General features: G+C 47.1%; 17 protein-coding genes. 8 read left to right on the top strand and 9 right to left on the bottom strand.

All coding sequences use genetic code 11. The annotated features are described in order from the left end of the window. Positions 1-234: 234 nt before the first annotated feature. Positions 235-1,056: a cell division protein FtsN gene (gene ftsN / locus EDC16_RS12175; protein ID WP_132968127.1), complete on the bottom strand. Its 822-nt coding sequence runs from the start codon at positions 1,054-1,056 to the stop codon at positions 235-237. Between the two features lie 99 nt (positions 1,057-1,155). Continuing rightward, complete coding sequence (gene priA, locus EDC16_RS12170) at positions 1,156-3,378, bottom strand: primosomal protein N' (RefSeq protein ID WP_132968129.1); 2,223 nt, start codon at positions 3,376-3,378, stop codon at positions 1,156-1,158. A gap of 225 nt (positions 3,379-3,603) precedes the next feature. Here priA and rpmE point away from each other — a divergent pair, with 225 nt between their 5' ends. Further along, the gene (gene rpmE, locus EDC16_RS12165) at positions 3,604-3,816 is read left to right on the top strand and encodes a 50S ribosomal protein L31 (RefSeq protein WP_132968126.1); all 213 of its coding nucleotides are present in this window, start codon (positions 3,604-3,606) and stop codon (positions 3,814-3,816) included. A 141-nt stretch (positions 3,817-3,957) separates the two neighbouring features. Continuing rightward, entirely contained in the window at positions 3,958-4,674 is a 717-nt protein-coding gene (mazG, locus tag EDC16_RS12160; RefSeq protein ID WP_132968125.1) for a nucleoside triphosphate pyrophosphohydrolase, read from the top strand. A 17-nt stretch (positions 4,675-4,691) separates the two neighbouring features. Here the strand turns inward: mazG and uvrD are convergent, their stop codons facing one another. From uvrD to rapA, 4 genes are all read right to left on the bottom strand, one after another. Next, entirely contained in the window at positions 4,692-6,884 is a 2,193-nt protein-coding gene (uvrD, locus tag EDC16_RS12155; protein WP_132968124.1) for a DNA helicase II, read from the bottom strand. Positions 6,885-7,057: 173 nt separating this feature from the next. Then, positions 7,058-8,128: an ATP-binding protein gene (locus EDC16_RS12150; protein ID WP_132968123.1), complete on the bottom strand. Its 1,071-nt coding sequence runs from the start codon at positions 8,126-8,128 to the stop codon at positions 7,058-7,060. 99 nt (positions 8,129-8,227) lie between these two features. Continuing rightward, on the bottom strand, positions 8,228-8,887 hold the full coding sequence (gene rluA, locus EDC16_RS12145) for a bifunctional tRNA pseudouridine(32) synthase/23S rRNA pseudouridine(746) synthase RluA (protein WP_132968122.1): 660 nt from the start codon (positions 8,885-8,887) through the stop codon (positions 8,228-8,230). Between the two features lie 15 nt (positions 8,888-8,902). Beyond that, the gene (gene rapA, locus EDC16_RS12140) at positions 8,903-11,818 is read right to left on the bottom strand and encodes an RNA polymerase-associated protein RapA (protein ID WP_132968121.1); all 2,916 of its coding nucleotides are present in this window, start codon (positions 11,816-11,818) and stop codon (positions 8,903-8,905) included. Between the two features lie 195 nt (positions 11,819-12,013). On the opposite strand from rapA, the gene pnuC reads away from it, so the two are divergent. The 3 genes from pnuC (at position 12,014) to vapC (ending at position 13,463) form a co-directional block, all read left to right on the top strand. Further along, positions 12,014-12,703, top strand: a complete 690-nt coding sequence (gene pnuC, locus EDC16_RS12135) for a nicotinamide riboside transporter PnuC (RefSeq protein WP_132968120.1) — start codon at positions 12,014-12,016, stop codon at positions 12,701-12,703. Positions 12,704-12,840: 137 nt separating this feature from the next. Further along, the gene (locus tag EDC16_RS12130; RefSeq protein WP_132968119.1) at positions 12,841-13,071 is read left to right on the top strand and encodes an antitoxin; all 231 of its coding nucleotides are present in this window, start codon (positions 12,841-12,843) and stop codon (positions 13,069-13,071) included. Beyond that, a complete protein-coding gene (gene vapC / locus EDC16_RS12125; protein ID WP_232517175.1) occupies positions 13,071-13,463 on the top strand; it encodes a type II toxin-antitoxin system tRNA(fMet)-specific endonuclease VapC in 393 nt (130 codons plus the stop codon). Before EDC16_RS12130 ends, vapC begins: the two co-directional genes overlap by 1 nt. Positions 13,464-13,516: 53 nt before the next feature. On the opposite strand, the gene EDC16_RS12120 is transcribed toward vapC, so the two are convergent. After that, the gene (locus EDC16_RS12120; protein ID WP_132968117.1) at positions 13,517-14,251 is read right to left on the bottom strand and encodes a tRNA1(Val) (adenine(37)-N6)-methyltransferase; all 735 of its coding nucleotides are present in this window, start codon (positions 14,249-14,251) and stop codon (positions 13,517-13,519) included. 125 nt (positions 14,252-14,376) lie between these two features. On the opposite strand from EDC16_RS12120, the gene srmB reads away from it, so the two are divergent. Continuing rightward, entirely contained in the window at positions 14,377-15,735 is a 1,359-nt protein-coding gene (srmB, locus tag EDC16_RS12115; protein WP_132968116.1) for an ATP-dependent RNA helicase SrmB, read from the top strand. Positions 15,736-15,803: 68 nt separating this feature from the next. Here srmB and EDC16_RS12110 read toward each other — a convergent pair whose 3' ends face one another. Beyond that, the gene (locus EDC16_RS12110; RefSeq protein WP_132968115.1) at positions 15,804-17,951 is read right to left on the bottom strand and encodes a FepA family TonB-dependent siderophore receptor; all 2,148 of its coding nucleotides are present in this window, start codon (positions 17,949-17,951) and stop codon (positions 15,804-15,806) included. A 244-nt stretch (positions 17,952-18,195) separates the two neighbouring features. Here EDC16_RS12110 and EDC16_RS12105 point away from each other — a divergent pair, with 244 nt between their 5' ends. Both EDC16_RS12105 and EDC16_RS12100 read left to right on the top strand, forming a co-directional pair. Beyond that, a complete protein-coding gene (locus EDC16_RS12105) occupies positions 18,196-19,029 on the top strand; it encodes an alpha/beta hydrolase (protein WP_157330419.1) in 834 nt (277 codons plus the stop codon). A gap of 57 nt (positions 19,030-19,086) precedes the next feature. Beyond that, positions 19,087-20,133 (top strand): NADP(H)-dependent aldo-keto reductase, encoded by a 1,047-nt coding sequence (locus tag EDC16_RS12100; protein ID WP_132968113.1) that lies wholly within the window; start codon positions 19,087-19,089, stop codon positions 20,131-20,133. A gap of 22 nt (positions 20,134-20,155) precedes the next feature. On the opposite strand, the gene EDC16_RS12095 is transcribed toward EDC16_RS12100, so the two are convergent. Next, positions 20,156-20,980 (bottom strand): divergent polysaccharide deacetylase family protein, encoded by an 825-nt coding sequence (locus EDC16_RS12095; protein ID WP_132968112.1) that lies wholly within the window; start codon positions 20,978-20,980, stop codon positions 20,156-20,158. Positions 20,981-20,983: the final 3 nt, after the last annotated feature.

Here is a 20,983-nt window from a genome sequence, read left to right as displayed (position 1 = left end):
TTTAGTTTATTTTTTACGTCCCACTGAAACTCAGTAAGACTTCACCAATGTCTTGCACAAGTGCCCACACAGATTGTCTGATATATTGTTAAAGAACAAATTTCAACAGTTCACTTATCTAGTTCCCCGTGGAAAGGAGGCACATAATACTGCACCCAAAAATTAAGTCAATACTTTTTTTATAAAAAGATCCGAATCTTTATCAGTTGATCTTTTTTTATCCAAAAAAATTATTTACATGCCGATAACGACACATTCTGCAACACTTTTCGCTTTTTGCAAGCCACTATTAGCAGTGGCGCGATCACCCAATGGTCCGATAAAAATTCGGTTCCAGTTTGCGCTGCTGGAAATTCTTGCATCAAAACCAGCCATAACTAGCTTAGCCTGCAAGTTTTCTGCTTGCTGCCGATTTTTAAATGCACCACATTGTAATCCAAATTTTGCTGTCGTTGTTGCCGTGGTCGTACTTGGTGTTTTTGCCGTGCTATTCTTCTCTGTTTGTGGCTTAGTTTGCGATTTAGCCTGAACAATTTCAGCTGTTTTTTCAGTGGCTTTCGCTATCGGCTGTGTTTTTGTTTTTTCCGTTGGTGTAACTGGATTAACTGCTGCATCTCGTTGTGCTGTAGCTTGTTGTGGCGTTGCAGCACTCGCTTGAGCTCCTGCACTCTTATCCACTTTTGCCACCTCAGTTACTTGGGCATCCCGTTCCAGCAGCTGCAAAATTCGTTTCTGCTCTTCTGTCAGATTTTGTACTTTATCTAAACTTTTCTGACTGTTATCAACCGGAATTTCACGCGTTTCCAAATCACGGATATAACTCCACACTTCCTCCGGACGGCTAGGCAGAGTGCTTTTCGGCTTATTGTTCTCTTCAACTTTTTCGGGATTGGCAACAATACCGTTTTCGATTGATTTCTCTTTTAATAAATATAATCCCGCTGCAAACACAGCAACTATAGCCGCGGCAATCACCAGCAACAATCCCTTGTTTACCCGATTTGTTTTTTTCTTTGGTTTTGCTCTGCCACGAGTAGCATAGTCACGTTGAACCACTCAAATTACCTTATCTAAATTAGCGTTTATCGTAAATAAAGCGAGATTTTACTGAAAAAGTCAGCAAAAGCCTAGCATCTATCGTGATTATCCTGTTTTCTAGTTAAAATCTTGCGGATCGACATCTAAAATACAACGCGTGTACCGATTTAAATTCAGCTCATGGCGTCGCAGTGAAAATTGAGCCAGGCAATGCTGCAACACTGCTCTTGACGAATGTTGTAATAATAAATGCCACTGATATTGCCCGGCTTTTTTCGTTTGCAACGCTTCAATCGGTCCCAATAGCTGCAAGCCTTGAATCGCATTTTTTCGGCAAAAATCATCGAAGAAAGCAGCAAGTGCGGTTAAATATTCGACCGCACTTTCATTGCTTTTACTTTTGGCACGAAATAATGCCTGTGCCGAAAAAGGCGGCAGCCCCATTGTTTGGCGTAATTGCAAAGCCTGTTGTGCAAATGCGCTATAACCCTGTGTCAGTAATGTTTGTAACAACGGATGCTGTGGAAAATGGGTTTGCAGCACAACTTCACCGCTTTTGCTTCCTCGCCCAGCACGACCCGCTACTTGCACATACAGCTGTGCCAACCGCTCTTCACTGCGGAAATCTTGTGAAAATAATGCCCCGTCAATATTCACCATTGCCACCAAGGTTACATCAGGAAAATGATGGCCTTTCGCTAACATTTGTGTCCCGATCAGAATTCGGCTCTGTTTAGTTGTTATTTGCGCTAAGCTCGCTTCCAAAGCACCTTTACGTGCAGTGCTATCGCGATCAATCCGGGCAATACCGTAATCCGGAAATTTTTCTGCCAGCACCGCTTCTAACTGCTCGGTTCCCATTCCGGAAGTCACCAAATGGGTAGAACCGCACACGGCACACTGTCGCGGTACTTTGGTTTTTCGATCGCAATGATGGCAACTTAAAATATTATTTTTTTTATGATAGGTGAAAGGGCGATCGCACTGTTCACATTGTGCAATCCAACCGCATTCATGGCACAGTAGAATCGGAGCAAATCCACGCCGATTAAGAAACAGCATCACTTGGTTGCCTTTGGATAAATGCTGCTGCATTAACGCAATCAACTGTTCCGAAAGCCCACGATCAACCCGTTGTTTTTTAAGATCCAGCAGCTTATGGTTCAGCACTGCACTGTTCATCGCCCGTTGATTCAGCACCAAGTGACGATATTTACCGCTAGCCACATTTGCCAAACTCTCCAAGCTCGGCGTGGCACTGCCTAAAACCAGCGGAATATGGTTGTTTTTCGCCCGCATTACTGCTAAATCTCGGGCATGATGCCGCCAACCTGAATCCTGCTGTTTATAAGATAAATCGTGTTCCTCGTCGAGAATAATCAATCCCAAATCCTGAAATTGGGTAAACAAGGCAGACCGAGTGCCAATGACTACCGCACTTTCTCCACTCTTAGCACGTTGCCACGCCAGTAACCGCTGAGAATCGGTTAAATTAGAGTGCAATACATCGATCGGCAGCTTAAAACGGTTTTCTACATGGCGCACAATTTGCGGTGTCAAACCGATTTCAGGAATCAACAACAACACCTGTTTGCCTTGCTGCAACACATGTTCCATCAGATGCAGATAGACCTCAGTTTTACCCGAACCGGTGACACCGTCCAGCAGCCAACATTGAAAACCGTGACTGACACAAACTGCGCTGACTGCCAGCGCCTGCTGTTTATTCAAACGCAGTTTATCCTGCTGATTCAACCAGTTATGTTGTTGAAGTGCGGTTTGCCAAACTTCAGGCTGAGCAAACAAATGCTGCTCGGCAATCCATTTTTTTTCAAGCAACGCTTTATAAATCGCACGACTAAATTCTGCTTCTCGCTGTAAAACGCCGTTTTCAGCCGCTTCAGCCAGTTGTTGCAGTGCTTGCTGCTGCTTTTTGGCTCGTGTTAATTCGCCTTGCGCCAAGGCGATTTTCCCCTGTGGCAAAATTTTCCAAACCGCATCAACCGCACTTTGTGCGGTTTCTCCTTGACGCAATTTGACCGGCAATGCCTGAAACAACACTTCGCCTAACCCGGTTTGATAGTAACCCGCCGACCATTTTAACAGTGCATACAATTCGTCACTAAATACCGAGGTTGCATCTAGCACACTGATAATTCGCTTCAGTTGTTGTGGCGCCACATCGCTTTGCGCTGGAAATTCAACCACAATTGCAATCCGCTTTTGCCGCCCGAACGGCACCACAACACGACTGCCGATGTCTAGCGCAGCGGAAGGCTCAATTAAATAGTCGAAATAGTGCATTAAAGGCATTGCCAACGCAACGCGGACCAGACGCATCATACTCTCACCGATTGGGAAAAAACGCATTATAGCGGATTTCCTAATATACCGCACCGCTGATAAAACCAGTGCGGCTACAAAAACTTGGCGACTATTGCTTAACCGCAGGTTATGCTGTATAATCCGCCGTCTTTAAAACACCTGCGCATTGCGCATATTATTAACTACATATGGTGTCGGGCACGCTCCCGATAGCGATATGGCTTCATACTGAGGTTTTCCATGAAAAAAGGTATCCATCCTGAATATAAAGAAATTACGGCAACTTGTTCTTGCGGTAATGTCATCAAGACCGGTTCTACAACCGGTCACGATATCAATCTGGACGTCTGTGGCGTGTGCCACCCGTTCTATACCGGTAAACAACGTGTAGTTGACACCGGTGGTCGCGTAGAGCGTTTCAACAAACGTTTCAGCATTCCGGGTTCAAAATAATCGCCCGAAGCAAGCGATCCTAACGAAATAGTTAGCAACACAAAAAACCGATTTCAGCAATGAAATCGGTTTTTTCATGCGTTATACTGATACGCTATACTCAAAGCAAAACCGTACTTTTGTCTCACATAAGGAAACCCAATGACTGCTCCGATTCAACAATTACTCGACATTATGGCACAACTGCGTAATCCGCAAGGCGGCTGCCCTTGGGACTTGGAACAGACTTATCAAACAATGATTCCTTGCGTGTTGGAAGAGAGCTATGAAGTAGTCGAAGCGTTAAAAACCGAAGATTTCAGTGCCCTACAAGAAGAGCTGGGCGATCTGTTGCTGCAAGTGGTGTTTCTCAGCCAGTTGGCAAAAGAGGATCAGCATTTTGATTTTAATACGGTGGTCGCAACCTTAAGCAACAAGCTGATCCACCGCCATCCACACGTTTTCGGCGATAAATCGGCAAACAGCGCCGCAGAAGCGTTAACCAATTGGGAAAGCAAAAAACAACAAGAGCGCTTGAATAAACAACAGACTTCATTGTTAGACGATGTTCCGCATGCACTGCCTGCACTACTGCGCTCTGAAAAATTGCAAAAACGTGCCAAGAAATTGGGTTATCAACCCACTACCGTTGCACAAACTATCGCCCAAGCCGAACAACAACTGGCAGCAATCAAAAGTGCGGTCGCCGCCAATCAAGATCACGCAGCCAAACCGCTGGCAGAATTGCTGTTCAGCGTCAGCAACCTCTGCCGCCAACTGGGTCTGCAAGCCGAAAGTTTACTGCGTGATGAAAACAGCCGTTTTGAACAAACGGCAAGGGCATTTGAATCTTATTCATCAAACAAACATTTTAAATAATCTAATACGATATTTATTTATATTTTCTCCAACTTCGCCAAATGCGCAATCAGCCATTTAATTCCTTGATTTTGAAAAGCGATTTGGAGGCGGGTGTTATTGTCGCTGCCTTCGACGTTGATAATCGTGCCGTTGCCGAATTTCGGGTGACTAACTTTCTGCCCCATTTTCCATTGGCTTTGGTTAAGCAGATTAATTCCTGAATGGCTGAGCGCACTTGCATTCGAAGACTGGCTAAAAGTGCGGGTGACCGTGCCGCGTAGGCGGATTTCACGGATACACTCCGGCGGCAGTTCCGTGACAAAACGTGAAACCACATGGCGTTCTTCCTTGCCGTATAAGCGACGGCTTTCGGCGTGGCTGATGGTGAGTTGCTGTTTGGCACGGGTGATGCCGACATATGCCAAACGCCGTTCCTCTTCCAAGCGACCGCTCTCTTCCAACGCCATGCGGCTGGGGAAAATCCCCTCTTCCACCCCGACAAGAAACACGCGCGGAAACTCCAGCCCTTTAGCCGAGTGTAACGTCATCATCTCCACGCTCGGCTGATGCTGATCTGCCTGTCCTTCGCCGGCTTCCAGCGAAGCGTGGGTGAGAAAGGCTGTCAAATCGCTCATGTCATCAGCTTCGTCAGGCTTGATAAATTCACGAGTGGCAGAGACCAGCTCTTCCAAGTTTTCGATCCGCACTTCACCTTTCTCGCCTTTCTCCTGCTGGTACATTTGGTACAAACCGGAATGTTTAATCACAAAATCGGTCTGCCCGAACAGCGGCATTTCATTGCTGTCCTGCTCCAGGGCGTTGATCAATTCCATAAAACGCAATAAAGCAGTGGCTGCACGCCCTGCCAGTTTATTCTCCTGAATTGCCAAATTGGTGGCTTGCCACAAGGTGATCTGCCGCTCTCTGGTGAGCTGGCGCAAGGTATCCAAAGTGCGGTCGCCAATGCCGCGTGGCGGAGTGTTCACCACCCGCTCAAAAGCGGCATCGTCATTGCGGTTGGCAATCAGGCGTAGATACGCCAACGCATCTTTGATCTCCTGCCGTTCAAAAAAGCGCATTCCGCCGTAGATGCGATATGGAATCTGCGCTTGCAGCAACGCCTCTTCCAACACCCGCGATTGGCTGTTGCTGCGATACAACACCGCACAATCGCTATATTGACCGCCATTTTCCTGCCACTGCTGAATTTGTGCCACCACAAAACGGGCTTCGTCCAACTCATTAAAAGCACAATAGATCCCGACCGGTTCGCCTTGTGCGCCTTCAGTCCACAAATTTTTGCCTAAGCGGTCGCTGTTATTGGCGATCAATTGGTTTGCTGCTTGCAAGATATTGCCGGTTGAGCGGTAATTTTGTTCCAAGCGAATGGTTTCGGCGTTGGGATAATCCTGCAAAAAGCGCTGAATATTTTCGATTTTTGCGCCACGCCAGCCATAGATTGACTGATCGTCGTCGCCGACAATCATCACCTTGCCGTGCTCTCCGGCAAGCAGTTTGATCCACGCATATTGGATATTGTTGGTATCTTGAAATTCATCGACCAAAATATGCTGAAAACGTTGTTGGTAACGTTGCAAAATCAGCGGCTTTTTCAGCCACAGCTCATAGGCTCTGAGCAGCATTTCGGCAAAATCCACCAAGCCGGCGCGATCGCAAGCGTCTTGATAAATCTGGTAAATCCGAATCCACTCACGCTCACTGCGGTCATCATGATCATCGATTTGATGTGGTCGTAATCCGTTGTCTTTTTTATTATTAATGTACCAACAAGCTTGTTTCGGCGGAAAGTTTTTTTCATCGTAGTTGTGCAGTTTCAGTAAGCGTTTCAGCAACCGCACTTGGTCTTCCGAATCCAAAATCTGAAAATCTTGCGGCAGATTGGCATCAGGATAATGCGCACGCAACAAGCGGTTGGCAATACTGTGAAACGTGCCGATCCACATGCCGAATAACGGTTGGGCGTTATCGCGCTGCAAAGTAGCGGTGATCCGTTGGCGCATTTCGGCAGCGGCTTTGTTGGTAAAAGTCACCGCCAGAATATGCGACTCCGGCACATTTTCCACCCCGACCAACCAGGCAATCCGGTGGGTCAGCACCCGAGTTTTGCCGCTGCCCGCCCCGGCAAGTACCAGATAATTGCCTAACGGCGCCGCCACCGCCTGCCGTTGTTTGTCGTTTAAACCGTCTAAAAGTTCTGAAAATTCCATATTTGCCTGCTGAATACTGTTTATTTATACAGCGGAATTATAACAGGATTTTCGTCTAGGGAAATATTTTTTCGGCGAAAGTGCGGTTGCTTCAAGCAAAGCCGCACTTTTCTTTGATTTTAGCGAAAATTATACGAAGAAAGTATAATTATACGATCCAAGTATAATTTCAGCTAATTTTGACTAACCGATTGATCTAAAATCCATGTTTTAAATGCACTTTCATTGATAGACTGCTTATTTTTAGTATCTCTGGTCAGTAATTCACGATTTTCTAACTTACGTACGCTGCCCTGAATCGATGAGGTTTTCACCTCTGCCACGCCTAATCTACTTGCAAGTTCATGCCGGTTACGTTCGCTATAAAGTGCGGTTTCCCCCTGAGCTACTGCCAACAATAACTGCCGATCCAATGCCGTCAATGCTTGCCACACTTTGTGGTAATCGGCACCTGTGCCGCTTTGAGTCAGCTGAATTTCAGTGGCTTGTTCAAGCGTTAATGCGGGATTAATGATCATCCGCTCAATGATCTGACGCAAGTACATTGGTGTTTGGTTCAGACGTAGAAAAATTTGATAAAGTGCGGTTTTGTCGATGAATACTTCTGTTCTCTGCTGGTAAATATCCGCTAAAAAATCGGAAAAATCACGCCCCAACGGCGGAAAATCAATTTGATGCGAAAAGTGAAAAAACGGGGCTTTGCCGTTATTAAACATCACGCGCAAATCATTGGTAGATGAGCCGGTAAAAATCACTTTAATTTTATCGCGATATAAATCCAGCCCTGTTCGTAACGAACCGACCACATTGCTATTATTCACACCGCGCGCCAATTCTTGAATTTCATCGAGCAGTAATAAAGTCGGTTTTTTCTCATCTGCCAAACGCGCGATAATTTGACTGATCGGCTCAGCCGCCGTTTGCTTGTCCAGCTCAACGCCACTGCCGGCAATCGAAATACCTTTGATTTGAGAAAACCAACCTTTCACCTTATTGTTTTTATTTTCAGAAAACAGTTGTAGAGAAGCACGAAAGTCATTATCGCTGTCCATAAAACTGTGATAAAACACGCTGAAACCTTGCGCCTCTGCTAGCGGGGCAACATCATTCAGCAAAAACTGAGTTTTTCCCATTCGGCGCGGTGCAAAAAGCGTAAGTGCATGAAAAATACCCGATTTAAAGTTGGCTAACAGCGTTTCCGCCAATGTGGTGCGGTGAAAATAAAGTGGATCTCGAATCAGCATAAATCCCCCCGGCTGGATAAAATTATACTAAATTATACTCACAATGTATAATTATACAAGTTGAGTATAATTTCAGCCAATTTTACCCGCTTTGCGGAACTAAAACTCAGCTTCAACCGCAAAGGTTATCGGCTCACCGCTGATCGGGTGGGTCACGGTCAAGGATTCGGCATGCAGGCACAACCGTGGCGCCAGGGCTTTGGCGGCGGGGTGGGCGTAGAACTTGTCGCCCAAAATCGGATGTCCGAGCGCCAACATGTGCACCCGCAGTTGGTGCGAACGTCCAGTAATCGGGGTCAGACGCACACGGGCAGTGTTGTTTGGATAGCGTTGCAGCACTTGGTAATGGGTGACCGCTCTTTTGCCGTTTTGATAACAAATTTTCTGGCGTGGACGATTTTCCCAGTCGCAAATCAGCGGCAGGTTGATAAATCCGTCGTCGGCGTCAGGGTGCCCCCACACCAATGCCTGATAGTGCTTTTTGGTTTCACGATCACGAAACTGGCGCTTCAGTTCCTGCTCGGCTTTTTTGCTTAACGCAAACAGGATAATGCCACTGGTTGCCATGTCCAAACGGTGCACTGCTTCGGCAAAGCCGAACTTTTGCCGCACTCGAGTAGTGGCGCTGTCGAGATATTCCGGGCGGTTACCCGGTACCGACAGCAAGCCGCTCGGCTTGTTGATCGCCGCCAGATAGTTATCCTGATAAACAATTTCCAGCCAAGGCTCACTCGGCGGATCGTAATGAATCAGTGCCATGCTGTTTCCTTCTCGCTATTCCTTGTTACTGACAATCAACCGCAAGCTGTCCAAGCGCCACGTGGCTTGTTGTAGTTGCTGTAACGACTGCTGTTGCAGTTGTTCCAGTGCGATGACTTCGTCTTGGCGGATATTTTTATTCACCGCTTGCAGTGCGGTCAAACGTTGGTATTCGCCGTTCAGTTGCTGTTCGGCGTTGCGCTTTGCCGCTTCAATCAAGGCGTGCGCTTTGGCGGCGATCAGATTTTCACCCTGTTGCAAGGCGTGTTCAATCGCACTTCGCGTCATTTTCACCACTTTATTCGCCATATTTTTGCCGATTGGCTTGAGCTGTTTTTGCAATGCGCTGATCGCCACTTTGTCCGATAAATCATTGCCTTTGCTGTCGAGCAACAGGCGAATCGGGGTCGGCGGTAAGAAACGGGTGAGCTGCAACCCCGGCGGGGCTTGCACTTCCACCACATAAATCAGTTCCAGCAACAAAGTACCTGCCGGCAACGCTTTGTTGACCAATACCGCAACCGCACTTTTGCCGATGTCGCCGGCCGTGATCAAATCAATGCCGTTACGAATCATCGGATGATCCCAGGTCAGAAATTCCAGTTCTTCCCGGGCAAGTGCCAACTGGCGATCAAAGGTGACAGTGCTGCCGTCCTCCTTCAAACCGGGAAAATCCGGCACCAGCATATGCCCGGTCGGGTGGATTACAATGCTTTTTTCGCCGAGATCTTCCTGTTCCAAGCCAATAATATCAAAAAGATTTAGGCTGAATTGAATCAAATCAGTGGCTGCATCGTTACTCGCAATATCCGCCGCCAGCTGCTGTGCCGATTCACCGCCGTTGGAATTCAGTTCCAACAGACGATCGCGTCCTTGTTCCAACTCCAATTTCAGTTGCTCGCGCTGTTGGCGCGTGGTTTTAACAAATTGAGCAAAATCGTCGCCGTCTGCCGTCTCGCTTAAAAACGCCTGCAACCGCACTTTGTGTTGTGCAAAAATCGCTGCGCCCATCGGGCAGGTTTCTTCAAAAGCGTTCAAGCCGTCGTGATACCACTGTGCTAGCAGCTGCTGGCTGCTGTCGGCAAAAAACGGCACATAAATTTGAATATCGTGTTGCTGCCCGATCCGATCCAAGCGTCCGATACACTGCTCCAACAGATCAGGATTGGTCGGCAAATTGAACAATACCAAATTCGAAGCAAACTGAAAATTGCGTCCTTCTGAACCGATGGTCGAGCTGAGCAAAATTTGTGCGCCGTCTTCGTGCTGCGCAAAATAGGCGGCGGCTTTGTCACGCTCAATAATGCTCATTTTTTCATGGAACACTGCCGCACGAATTCCCTCTTTTTCACGCAAGATTTGTTCCAACTGAATCGCCGTATTCGCATGTTGACAGATTAGCAGGATTTTTTCATCACGGTGATTTTTCAGGAAGGTGAGCAGCCACTCAATACGCGGATCGAAATCCCACCATGCTGCGCTCGGATTAAGTTTTTGGAACAGCATTTCCGGGTAAAACAACACGTCGTCGGCCACATCTTCGCCCAACATCTGCCACACTTTGAGTGCATTTTGATACTGTTTCGGCAATGCCAGCTTAATCTGGTGTAAAGTGCGGTTTGGAAAGCCTTTCACCGCTTGGCGGGTATTACGAAACAGTACCCGGCTGGTGCCGTGGCGGTCAATCAGATTACTGATCAGCTCTTGTCTTGCCGCTGTCTGCTGCTCGACTGAGGACTGCTTGCCGTTGATAATTTTAAATAGCGGCTCAATGTCTTGCTCGGATAACAGATCGGCAATGCTGTTTTGCTCGCTTGCACTGAGCGTCTTATCGTTTAATAACGTATTGACCGCATCGGCCACCGGCTGATATTGCTGTTGTTCTTGCACGAAAGCGGTGTAATCGTAAAAACGTTCCGGATCGAGCAGTTTCAAACGGGCAAAATGGCTCTCTTGCCCCAGTTGTTCCGGGGTCGCAGTCAGCAGCAGCACTGACGGAATCTGCTGTGCCAGGGTTTCGATCAGTTGATATTCAGCGCTAGGCTGGCTTTCACTCCATTGCAAATGGTGCGCCTCATCGACAATCAGCATATCCCATTGGCTGGCGCCAAGTTGGGCAGCACGGCTCGGCTGCTGCACCAGCCAATCCAACGAGCAGATCACCAAGGCTTCAGTGTCAAATGGATTTTGCTGCGCACTTTCCCCATTCTGCCCATCAAAATCTTGGCTACGTTCCTCATCAAACAACGAAAAAGGCAGGTTAAAACGGCGCAGCATCTCCACCAACCATTGGTGCTGCAAACTTTCCGGCACAATAATCAACACCCGTTCAGCTTTGCCGCTGAAGCGTTGTTGTTGCAAAATCATACCGGCTTCAATGGTTTTGCCTAAGCCCACTTCGTCCGCCAACAACACGCGCGGCGCAATCCGATGACCGACTTCGGTGGCGATGTGCAACTGATGCGGAATCAAACCGGCACGAATGCCGCGCAAGCCACGCAGCGGCGATTGAAATTGTGCTTGCTGATGTGTTAACGCTTGAAAACGCAGATTAAAATGTTCGTTGCGATCGATTTGTGCCGCAAACAGGCGATCTTGCGGTTTGCTGAACGAAATTTTATGATCCAATTCCATTTCGCGCAGCACCGCACTTTCGCCGTTATCCAAGCGTACGCCCTGATAGCTCAACACGCCTTGCTGCTCATGCACTTCCACCACTTGCAACTGCCACCCTTGATGGTGCTTAACGCTATCGCCCGGATTAAACTGCACCCGGGTCAGCGGCGCAGAAGCAAAGGCATACACCCGCTGCTCCTCTGCGGCAGGAAACAACAATGTCACCGTGCGCTGATCCATGCCGACCACAATCCCCAAACCCAATCCGTTTTCACTCTCGCTGATCCAGCGTTGTCCGATTACAAATGCCGTCATCTCTTTTCTCTAAAACTGTTTACTCTAATCCAACTAAAAAGGCGCTGATTATAGATGAAACTACGCCTCTAGTTTACCCTTTTCCACTAAAAAAGATGAAAATATCAAAGATCCGCATTTTGCCCTTTTTACGCTGGCGGTCAATAAAAGATCTAGGCTATAATTCAGCCACACTTCCCCTGTAAAGGATTTCCTATGAACTATCTGACCTTGATTAAAAACGAACTGTTTTCCGGTTGGACAAAATTTGAAGCCGCCTGGATTTTTTTGTTTCTGGCACTGCAAATCGGCGTCTACATTTATCAACCGGAATCGCTGCTGGCGGTGGTCTCCGGCATCAGCGGTTTGCTGTGTGTGGTATTTGTCAGTAAGGGAAAAATCAGTAACTATTTCTTTGGACTGATTTTTGCCTACACCTATTTCTACGTATCCTGGGACAACAAATTCTATGGCGAAATGAGCACCGCACTTTATGTGTATATCCCGTCGCAATTTATCGGCTATTTTCTTTGGAAAGCCAACATGAACAATAACGACAACAACGACAGTGTGCTGGCAAAAACCTTGAGTTTTCAGGGCTGGTTAATCACACTGTTCTGCATAGTGGTCGGCTCAGCATTGTTTATCGGATTTCTAAAAACCACCGACGGCAACTCTATCGGACTGGACGGCGTCACCACCGTGATGGTCGTGGTGGCACAATTGCTGATGCTGCTGCGCTATCGTGAACAGTGGAACTTTTGGATCATCATCAACATTCTCTCGATTATCCTGTGGGCAGACACCACTGCGATGTATCTGATGTACTCCGCCTATTTGCTCAACTCGCTTTACGGCTACTACAACTGGACCAAACTCTCTAAACAAAACCCGATTCAACGCTAACTCAAGACCGCACTTTGCCCGTGTAAGTAAAAGCAAAGTGCGGTATCCTACATTCGATTTGCTATCGCTTCATCATCGCTTGTTTTCCGCACTATATGATATATACTACTGATAGCTATCAGAAGGGGAGATATACAATGGAAACCGCAAAAATTTTTACCACCGGTCGCAGCCAGGCGGTTCGTCTGCCGAAAAAATATCGCTTCGACGGCGATGAAGTCAGCATTAAACATTTCGGTAATGGTGTTTTATTATTGCCGTTAGACAATCCTTGGCAGATGATGGCAGAAGCGCTCGACGAATTTGAAACTGATTTTGAAATAACGCGTGCCGAGCAAACGGCAACTGTTCGAGAGGAATTGCTCTGATGTACATGCTCGATACCAATATCTGTATCTACATTATCAACCATAAACCGCCACAAGTATTTGAAAAATTTAACGCCTATCGTCTAGGTGAGCTTTGTATCTCCAGCATTACTGCTGCTGAATTGGCGTTTGGAGTTGAAAAATCAGGCTCGCAAAAAAATAAAATTGCACTGCAAAAATTCCTGACACCACTGGACATTATACCGTTGGAAGAATCAGCAATCTGGCATTACGCACAACTGCGACATAATCTGGAAAAGAGTGGACAACTGATCGGCAGTTTAGACATGCTGATTGCCGCACAAGCGCTGGCGCTCGACTGCACGCTGGTCACTAACAACACCAAAGAGTTTCAACGAATTACGACGCTTAAATTAGAAAATTGGATTTAGGCTTCACACAGTTGACCGCACTTTGCCCGTTTAAGCAAAAGCAAAGTGCGGTATCAGAATTTGAGATAAAATGCTTTGGTTAAGTTGATAAAATCCGGATGATATTGATTATCCGCCTGATAAATCGTGATTTCACTGCGTTCTGTTTGTGGTTGAACCGCACTTTCAGGTAATAACCTAAACTCCAGTAAAACCCGCTGCGGCGCTTTGCCCTGTTTGGTGATAACCTCAACCCATTTAGCACAATACAATACGGTTTTCGATAGTGCTTGTCGTAAATGCTGTGCCATGTCGTACGGCAACACCCAGGCTATTTTACCGCTGGGATTTAACATCCCCTGCGCCGCCAACACCCAAGCCAGATGTCCTTGTTGCGCCATATAACGTGCTGTCTGCCGTTGCGCATCACGGCATTCCACACCGCCATTAAAATACGGTGGATTGGCAATAATCAGATCAAAGTGCGGTTTAACCTGCCTCACATACTCAAAAAGATCGTGATGAATCACTTCCATTCGCGACGCCCACATTGATTGCCGTATATTTTGCGCCGCCTGCCGTGCCGCCGCCGAGTCGATTTCCAAGGCGGTGATATGATAATCCTCCCCCTGCTGTGCCAACCGTTGCGCCAACATCAATGCCAACAAACCACTGCCACAACCGATATCCAACACCGACCGCACTTGAGCAGTCTCCGCCCACGCCCCCAGCAAAATGCTGTCCGTACCAACTTTCATCGCACAACGATCATGCGCAACAGCAAATTGTTTAAATTGGAATGTCGACATTGAAGATCCTTAGGGTCTGTTGATAAATGAGAACAAAAAATAAAGGATAATTCTACCACAGACAAATTTAAGACGGCTGAAGTAAAACAGGCTATAATCAACACATAAAAAGATTGAGGTAATTTATGACAACAGCACAACATTTTGAAGAATTTGACTTAGCGCCAGAACTGCTGAAAGCCCTGCGCGATAAAAACTACCAACGCCCGATGCTGATTCAGGCGGAAGTGATTCCGCATGCGTTAGAAGCGCGTGATATTCTCGGCTCTGCCCCAACCGGCACCGGCAAAACGGCGGCATTTTTATTACCGGCGATTCAGCATCTGTTGGATTTCCCACGCCGCAAACCGGGAGCCCCTCGTGTGTTGGTGCTGACCCCGACCCGCGAATTGGCAATGCAAGTGGCGGAGCAAGCCAAAGAGCTGGCAAAATATACCAAACTCAGCATCGCCACTATCACCGGTGGTGTGGCTTATCAAAATCACGGCGAAATTTTTAATAAAAATCAAGATATTGTGGTTGCCACCCCGGGGCGGCTGCTGCAATACATCAAAGAAGAAAATTTTGATTGCCGTGCGGTGGAAATCCTGATTTTCGACGAAGCAGACCGCATGCTGCAAATGGGCTTCGGACAAGATGCGGAAACCATTTCTGCCGAAACCCGCTGGCGCCGTCAAACCCTGCTATTTTCAGCCACCTTAGAGGGCGAGCTGTTGGTTGATTTTGCCGAGCGGATTTTGAATGAGCCGGTGCAAATTGACGCTGATCCGAGCCGCCGTGAGCGCAAAAAAATCCAACAATGGATGTACCATGCCGACAGCAAAGAGCATAAATTCAAATTGTTGGCACGCCTGATTGAAAACGAAGAGGTTGAACGTGGCATTGTGTTTGTGCGCAAGCGCGAAGAGGTGCGCGAACTGTCGGAAAACCTGCGTAAACGTGGAATCCGCAGCACCTATTTGGAAGGCGAAATGGCACAAACCCAACGTAACAATGCGATTGATAAACTGAAAAACGGCGTAGTAACGATTTTAGTCGCAACCGATGTCGCTGCTCGCGGCATCGACATTGAGGATATCAGCCATATTTTCAACTACGATCTGCCGTACAGTGCCGACACTTACCTGCATCGCATCGGTCGCACCGCCCGTGCCGGTAAAAAAGGCAATGCCATTTCATTGGTGGAAGGACACGATTATAAACTGCTGGGCAAAATCCGCCGCTACACCAACGAAGCATTAAAATCACGCATTGTCGAAGGGCTTGAACCCCGCACCAATCCGCCCAAAGACGGCGATCAAAAAAGCGTCAGCAAAAAACAGAAAGCCCGCTTAAAAGAGAAAAAAGCGGAAAAACAGCAAGAGAAGAAAAAAGTCAAAGTGCGCCATCGCGACAGCAAAAACATCGGCAAACGGCGTAAACCGACCGATCCGCAACGCACAGCAACTCCAACGGAACAAAGTGCGGTCAACAGCAAAAAATAACGGAATTAAAATCAACAAAAAAGGCGGAAAAGTCCGCCTTTTTTTATGTCCTTCAGCATCGCTGAAGACTAAAAACTCACACTTAACTTGCCGTAAACTGATGTGCCACTTTCATTGTAAGTTGCGGCGCCGGCGCCACTGCGATACAGCTTTTTATTGAAGATGTTATTGACGCCAAGCCGCACATCAATATTTTTGTTGATTTTATAACCGGTGTTCAAACCAACCAAAGTATAACTGCCAATTGTGGTGCTGGTATCCAAAATGTCTCCGGTGGTATTCATACCGGCTTCAGTACGATTTTCTGCATATTGACGCGGTTTTTGTCGTCCATAAAACGTGGCGCTCAATTGTGTATCCCATTGTGGTGTGATCTGCCAATCAAGGAAGGTGTTAATAGTGTATTTCGGGATAATCGACAGCGGATTGCCGGTCGATTTATCCTTGCTTTGCAGCATATAAGTGAAGTTGTTGCTCCATTTCAAAGTGTCCGTCAGTGGCATAGTGAAACTGCCCTCCAAGCCTTCAACCACCGCTCTTGGAATGTTAGTCCATTCCAGCAATTGATAGCCGTTGACACTTTGCAAAAATTCCTTGCCGGCTGCAATTTTATTACGGTAATCATTGCGGAACCAAGCAAAAGAAGCGCTCCAGTCACGCAAATTATATTCTACTCCCAGCTCTTTATTGATACTGGTTTCCGGTTTTAAATTGTCATTCCCTATCAAATAACACTGGGTCGCATCACCTATCGGGCAACCGTTGCCACGGGTAAACAACAAATATCCCGGCGTACTTTGATATAAATTCGGTGCTTTATACGCCTGTGCCACCCCGCCTTTCAGCGTCCAATGATCGTCCAAGTGATAAAACGCATTCAAGCCCGGACTCACTTTGCTGCCGGAACGACTGTTATAATCAACACGTAGTGCCGGAATTAAATTGATTCTGTCACTCAACAACAGATTATTTTCCACAAATGCAGAAAAATTGTCTTGCGCCGTTTTGCCTTTATTCAAATTTTCCAAGCCGACAAAAGTCGCACGATCGGCAAACATTTGTCGCATTGATGCCGGATCTTGCAAGCTATCGTGATTAAATTCTGCACCCAAAGTGACCACTTGCGGCACGCCCCATTCAAACGGCACGCTGATTTCGCCTGCCAAACGGGAATTTTTTAGTTTACTGTCATCATAACTTAGCTCGCTGATCCGCCCTTCCGGGCCACCGGCTAAACCTTCTAACAAGCGGCTATTGGTGGTGTACTCATAGCTACCGATCAATTTACTGGTTCCCCAGGACCAATCACCTTGATGCATGATCGAATAGTTGCGACGATACATGCGGTTGGTTTCACTGCCGTATAAATTTTCGGTCAATTCGGTCGGGTTGTTATGCTGGGTGTCACCAGCATAAATATTACCTTGACGGCTATAAGAAGCATCGACGGTAACCAGCTGTTGCGGACTGATTTTCCAAGCAAGCCGTCCGGCAATATCACGGTTACGCACGCCTTCTCTGCCTGCCGCATTCGAGCCGTTTTGCAACGTATTGATATCCTGTGCATCGGCATCTGTTTTGTTGGCACTGCCGTATAAACGGAACGACAATACATCATCTGCCAGCGGTCCGTTTAAGTTGAAACCCACCCGATTCGTGGTGCCTTCTTTGCTATCAAAAGGTTGATTAGTGTAGTAAGTTAACGCTCCACTCAACTCCTCACTAATTTTTTTGGTCGTAATATTCACCACTCCACCTGCCGCACCGGAACCGTAACGTGCTGCTGCCGGACCACGCAATACTTCGATTGATTCAATCTCCTCTGCCGGCACCCAATTAGAATCGCCGCGAGTATCCCGTTGTCCGCGCCAACTATAACGCACCGAATTACGCGAACTCACCGGTTTGCCATCGATTAAAATCAGAGTATTTTCCGGTCCCATACCACGAATATCGATCTGACGGTTGTTACCACGCTGTCCGGTTGCAGTATTGCCGGTCAAATTGACACCGGGCATTTTGCGCACCAGTTCGGAAATATCATTGGTCACCGCACTTTTGCTGATCTGTTCCGCTGACAGTTTGCTTACTCCTAAAGACTGTTTAAGCTGTTGTTCAGCGGTCACATTAATTTGTTCCAACTGCTGATCGGCAAACACTAGCGAACTAGAGGCCAATAAAATAGCAATAGTGATTTTATTTTTGACAAATGACATGATTAAGATTCCTTAGGCTTGATTTTATTTAAAAAATTCGCACAAAGCGAAATGTAAAAAATCGCTTTTCGACTAAATTAATAAAAATATCATAAAGGAATTATTTGATTTAAGTCAATGAGAATTGTTACTATTATTTTTTATGTTTTATTAGAACTTGCCCGATAACTTCATTTGAGTGTTTAACCGCATGAAAAAACTGTTTTATCTTTGTTTAATCCTCTTTGGCATAACAGGTTGCAACATGACTACTACTTCACCCCAAACCACACCAAAACCGCACAGCAGCAACAAAAGTGCGGTTCAAAATCCACAGGCGCTATTCACCCTCAGTACTCAAAACCGCACTTTTGAAGGAAAACATTATCGCCTGTTTATCGCCACACCAAAACAGCATAGCAGCGCTAAGATTTTATATCTGCTTGACGGCAATGCCCATTTTCCAATGGCATTACAAATGATTGATCCCAGCCTGCCGCTGCCGACTATTGTCGCCGTCGGCTATCCGACCACGGGGGCTTACGCTGTTGCCGAACGCACCCGAGATTACACTTTTGCTGCAAGTGGAGCCGAATTTCAACAAGGTGGCGGCGCCGCAGATTTTTTACGTTTTTTCAGCGATGAACTGCAACCGCACTTTATAACGCAAGTTAGCCACAATACCGCCACGCCGGTGAAGCAAATCTTCTTCGGGCATTCGTTTGGCGGCTTGTTCGGGCTTTACAGTCTGTTTCAGCAGCCACAACGCTTTGATGAATATATTCTCGCCAGTCCGTCACTTTGGTGGGGTAATCGGGCGATTTTGCAACAGAAACCCACTGTTTTTGCAAATAAACCGGATTCGCTGACACTAACCTTAAGCGAATATGAGCAAAATCCGAATGCCGATCCGCAGTTAGATCCGACACGAAGAGCACGGATTTTACAGCGCCGACAAGGACTTACTGTTGAACAATTGAATATCATTTTACAACAAGACGGTATCAATAGCCGTTTTATCTTGATTGCCGACACCAACCACGGCAGCTCCGCTGCCCCGGCACTTGGCATTGCACTGCAAAAAGCACAACAAAAGTAAAACAAATTTGTTATAGTTTCGTGGTTATTCAGTGAAAGCAAAAATAAGGAAAACAAGATGCAATATCGACAATTAGGCAACAGCGAGCTGCACGTCAGTGCTATTTGTTTGGGCACGATGACCTTTGGCGAACAAAACAGCGAGGCAGATGCGCACCAACAACTGGATTATGCCGTGTCGCAAGGCATCAATTTTATTGATACCGCCGAAATGTATCCGGTGCCGGCGAATCAAAGCACCTATGGCAAAACCGAGCAATTTATCGGCAGTTGGTTAGTAAAACAGCCGCGCCAGAATTTGATTCTTGCCAGCAAAATTGCTGGCCCCTCACGTGGCAATGACAATCAGCACTATATCCGTGGCGGATCACGCTTTAACAAACAACAAATTTTTGCCGCTTGCGAGGCCAGTCTGCAACGGCTGCAAACCGACTATTTAGATCTGTATCAACTGCATTGGCCGGAACGGCAAGTGAACTATTTCGGGCAACTGGGGCTGAGCGCACTGGATGAAGCCGCAGATATTACTCCGTTGCAAGAAAGCCTGGAAGCGCTGCAAACCTTGCAACAGCAAGGCAAAATCCGCTATTTTGGCTTGTCGAACGAAACCCCGTGGGGGGTGATGGAGTGCTTGCGCCTGCACAAAATGCACGCTTTGCCGCAAGTGATGTCGGTGCAAAATCCGTATAATTTGCTGAACCGCAGCTACGAAGTGGGTCTCAGTGAAATTTCATTGCGTGAACAGGTCGGTTTGTTGGCGTATTCACCGTTGGCATTCGGCATGTTAAGCGGCAAATACCGCACTCAGCCATGGCCGCCAACCGCACGGTTAACCCTGTTTGAACGCTTTAAACGCTACAACAAACCAAAAGCCTTTGAAGCGGTGGAACGTTATGCCGCTATTGCCGAACAAGCCGGTATCAGCCTGACCGCACTTTCACTCGCATTTGTTAACCAACAACGCTTTGTCGCCAGCAATATTATCGGTGCCACCAGCCTCGAACAGCTTGCCGAAAACATTGCCAGCATTAACGTGCAGTTAAGTGAAGCAACATTGGCGCAGATCAATGCAGTACACGCAGAAATCAGCAACCCGTGTCCATAGCTCAACAACGTATTATTCAGTATTATTCAGGCACGCCGCGCAATAGCGGATATTTAATAAAAGGCGCAACCGAGGTCGAAGCCGGTAAATCGTTAAACAACAAAATAAACGGTTTCGGCGGAATCACTTTCTCATTGCGCCATAAGCTGCCCATGCCGACCAGTTGAATATCTTGCGGCAAATTGGCAATGCCCTGCTGTAGGACTTTAATCGTGTTTTTGCGTGGGTGTCCGATCACAATTGCGGTGCCGTGTTTGCGGGCATATTGTAGCGATAGATTAAACTGGCGCTGCACATCGGCATAATCATCGCTGTCATCCAAGAAAATATGCCGATCCAACGCCACCACGCCATTTTCTCGTGCGACTTTAATCGCCACACTGCTGCCGATGGTGCGGCTGTCGAGGAAAAACAGTTTGTGCCGTTGCAACTGCTGCATCAAATGAGTCATCAACGTGCGGTCGGCGGTGGCAGCACTGCCCATATGGTTATTCAAACCAATGGCATACGGCACTTTTTGCCGTGCATACTCAATATTGTTTGCCACTTGTTCGGCGGACATTCCAAGCAACAAGCCCTCTTTTTCCAGTTTCATTTTGGCTTTCGGCTGCATCGGCTGGTGAATCAAAATATCGCGCGCTTGCTGCTTTGCCTGTTTCGCACGAGCCATCGCATTCGGTGCCGACGGAATAATCGCTACCGAAATCTCTTTCGGCAGGTTATAAATTTTCTGATCGTCGGCACGATAACCGATATCGTCGATCACAATCGCCAAACGTGCCGCAAAACCGCTGCCTGACAGCAGTAGAAAACAGCAAAGTGCGGTTTGAGATACCCTTTTTAACATAAA

The sequence above is a fragment of the Testudinibacter aquarius genome (assembly GCF_004342725.1).
GTDB classification, from domain to species: Bacteria; Pseudomonadota; Gammaproteobacteria; order Enterobacterales; family Pasteurellaceae; genus Chelonobacter; species Chelonobacter aquarius.
Note: the sequence above shows the minus strand (reverse complement) of the source record. Positions and strands in the feature narration are given on the sequence as shown.

Coding starts and splice junctions, on each gene's coding strand:
- EDC16_RS12100 (WP_132968113.1), top strand. CDS start 19,087: ATGCAATATCGACAATTAGGCAACAGCGAGCTGCACGTCAGTGCTATT.
- EDC16_RS12105 (WP_157330419.1), top strand. CDS start 18,196: ATGACTACTACTTCACCCCAAACCACACCAAAACCGCACAGCAGCAAC.
- uvrD (WP_132968124.1), bottom strand. CDS start 6,884: ATGGAATTTTCAGAACTTTTAGACGGTTTAAACGACAAACAACGGCAG.
- srmB (WP_132968116.1), top strand. CDS start 14,377: ATGACAACAGCACAACATTTTGAAGAATTTGACTTAGCGCCAGAACTG.
- vapC (WP_232517175.1), top strand. CDS start 13,071: ATGTACATGCTCGATACCAATATCTGTATCTACATTATCAACCATAAA.
- EDC16_RS12150 (WP_132968123.1), bottom strand. CDS start 8,128: ATGCTGATTCGAGATCCACTTTATTTTCACCGCACCACATTGGCGGAA.
- rapA (WP_132968121.1), bottom strand. CDS start 11,818: ATGACGGCATTTGTAATCGGACAACGCTGGATCAGCGAGAGTGAAAAC.
- EDC16_RS12120 (WP_132968117.1), bottom strand. CDS start 14,251: ATGTCGACATTCCAATTTAAACAATTTGCTGTTGCGCATGATCGTTGT.
- EDC16_RS12095 (WP_132968112.1), bottom strand. CDS start 20,980: ATGTTAAAAAGGGTATCTCAAACCGCACTTTGCTGTTTTCTACTGCTG.
- priA (WP_132968129.1), bottom strand. CDS start 3,378: ATGCGTCTGGTCCGCGTTGCGTTGGCAATGCCTTTAATGCACTATTTC.
- EDC16_RS12130 (WP_132968119.1), top strand. CDS start 12,841: ATGGAAACCGCAAAAATTTTTACCACCGGTCGCAGCCAGGCGGTTCGT.
- rluA (WP_132968122.1), bottom strand. CDS start 8,887: ATGGCACTGATTCATTACGATCCGCCGAGTGAGCCTTGGCTGGAAATT.
- pnuC (WP_132968120.1), top strand. CDS start 12,014: ATGAACTATCTGACCTTGATTAAAAACGAACTGTTTTCCGGTTGGACA.
- EDC16_RS12110 (WP_132968115.1), bottom strand. CDS start 17,951: ATGTCATTTGTCAAAAATAAAATCACTATTGCTATTTTATTGGCCTCT.
- rpmE (WP_132968126.1), top strand. CDS start 3,604: ATGAAAAAAGGTATCCATCCTGAATATAAAGAAATTACGGCAACTTGT.
- mazG (WP_132968125.1), top strand. CDS start 3,958: ATGACTGCTCCGATTCAACAATTACTCGACATTATGGCACAACTGCGT.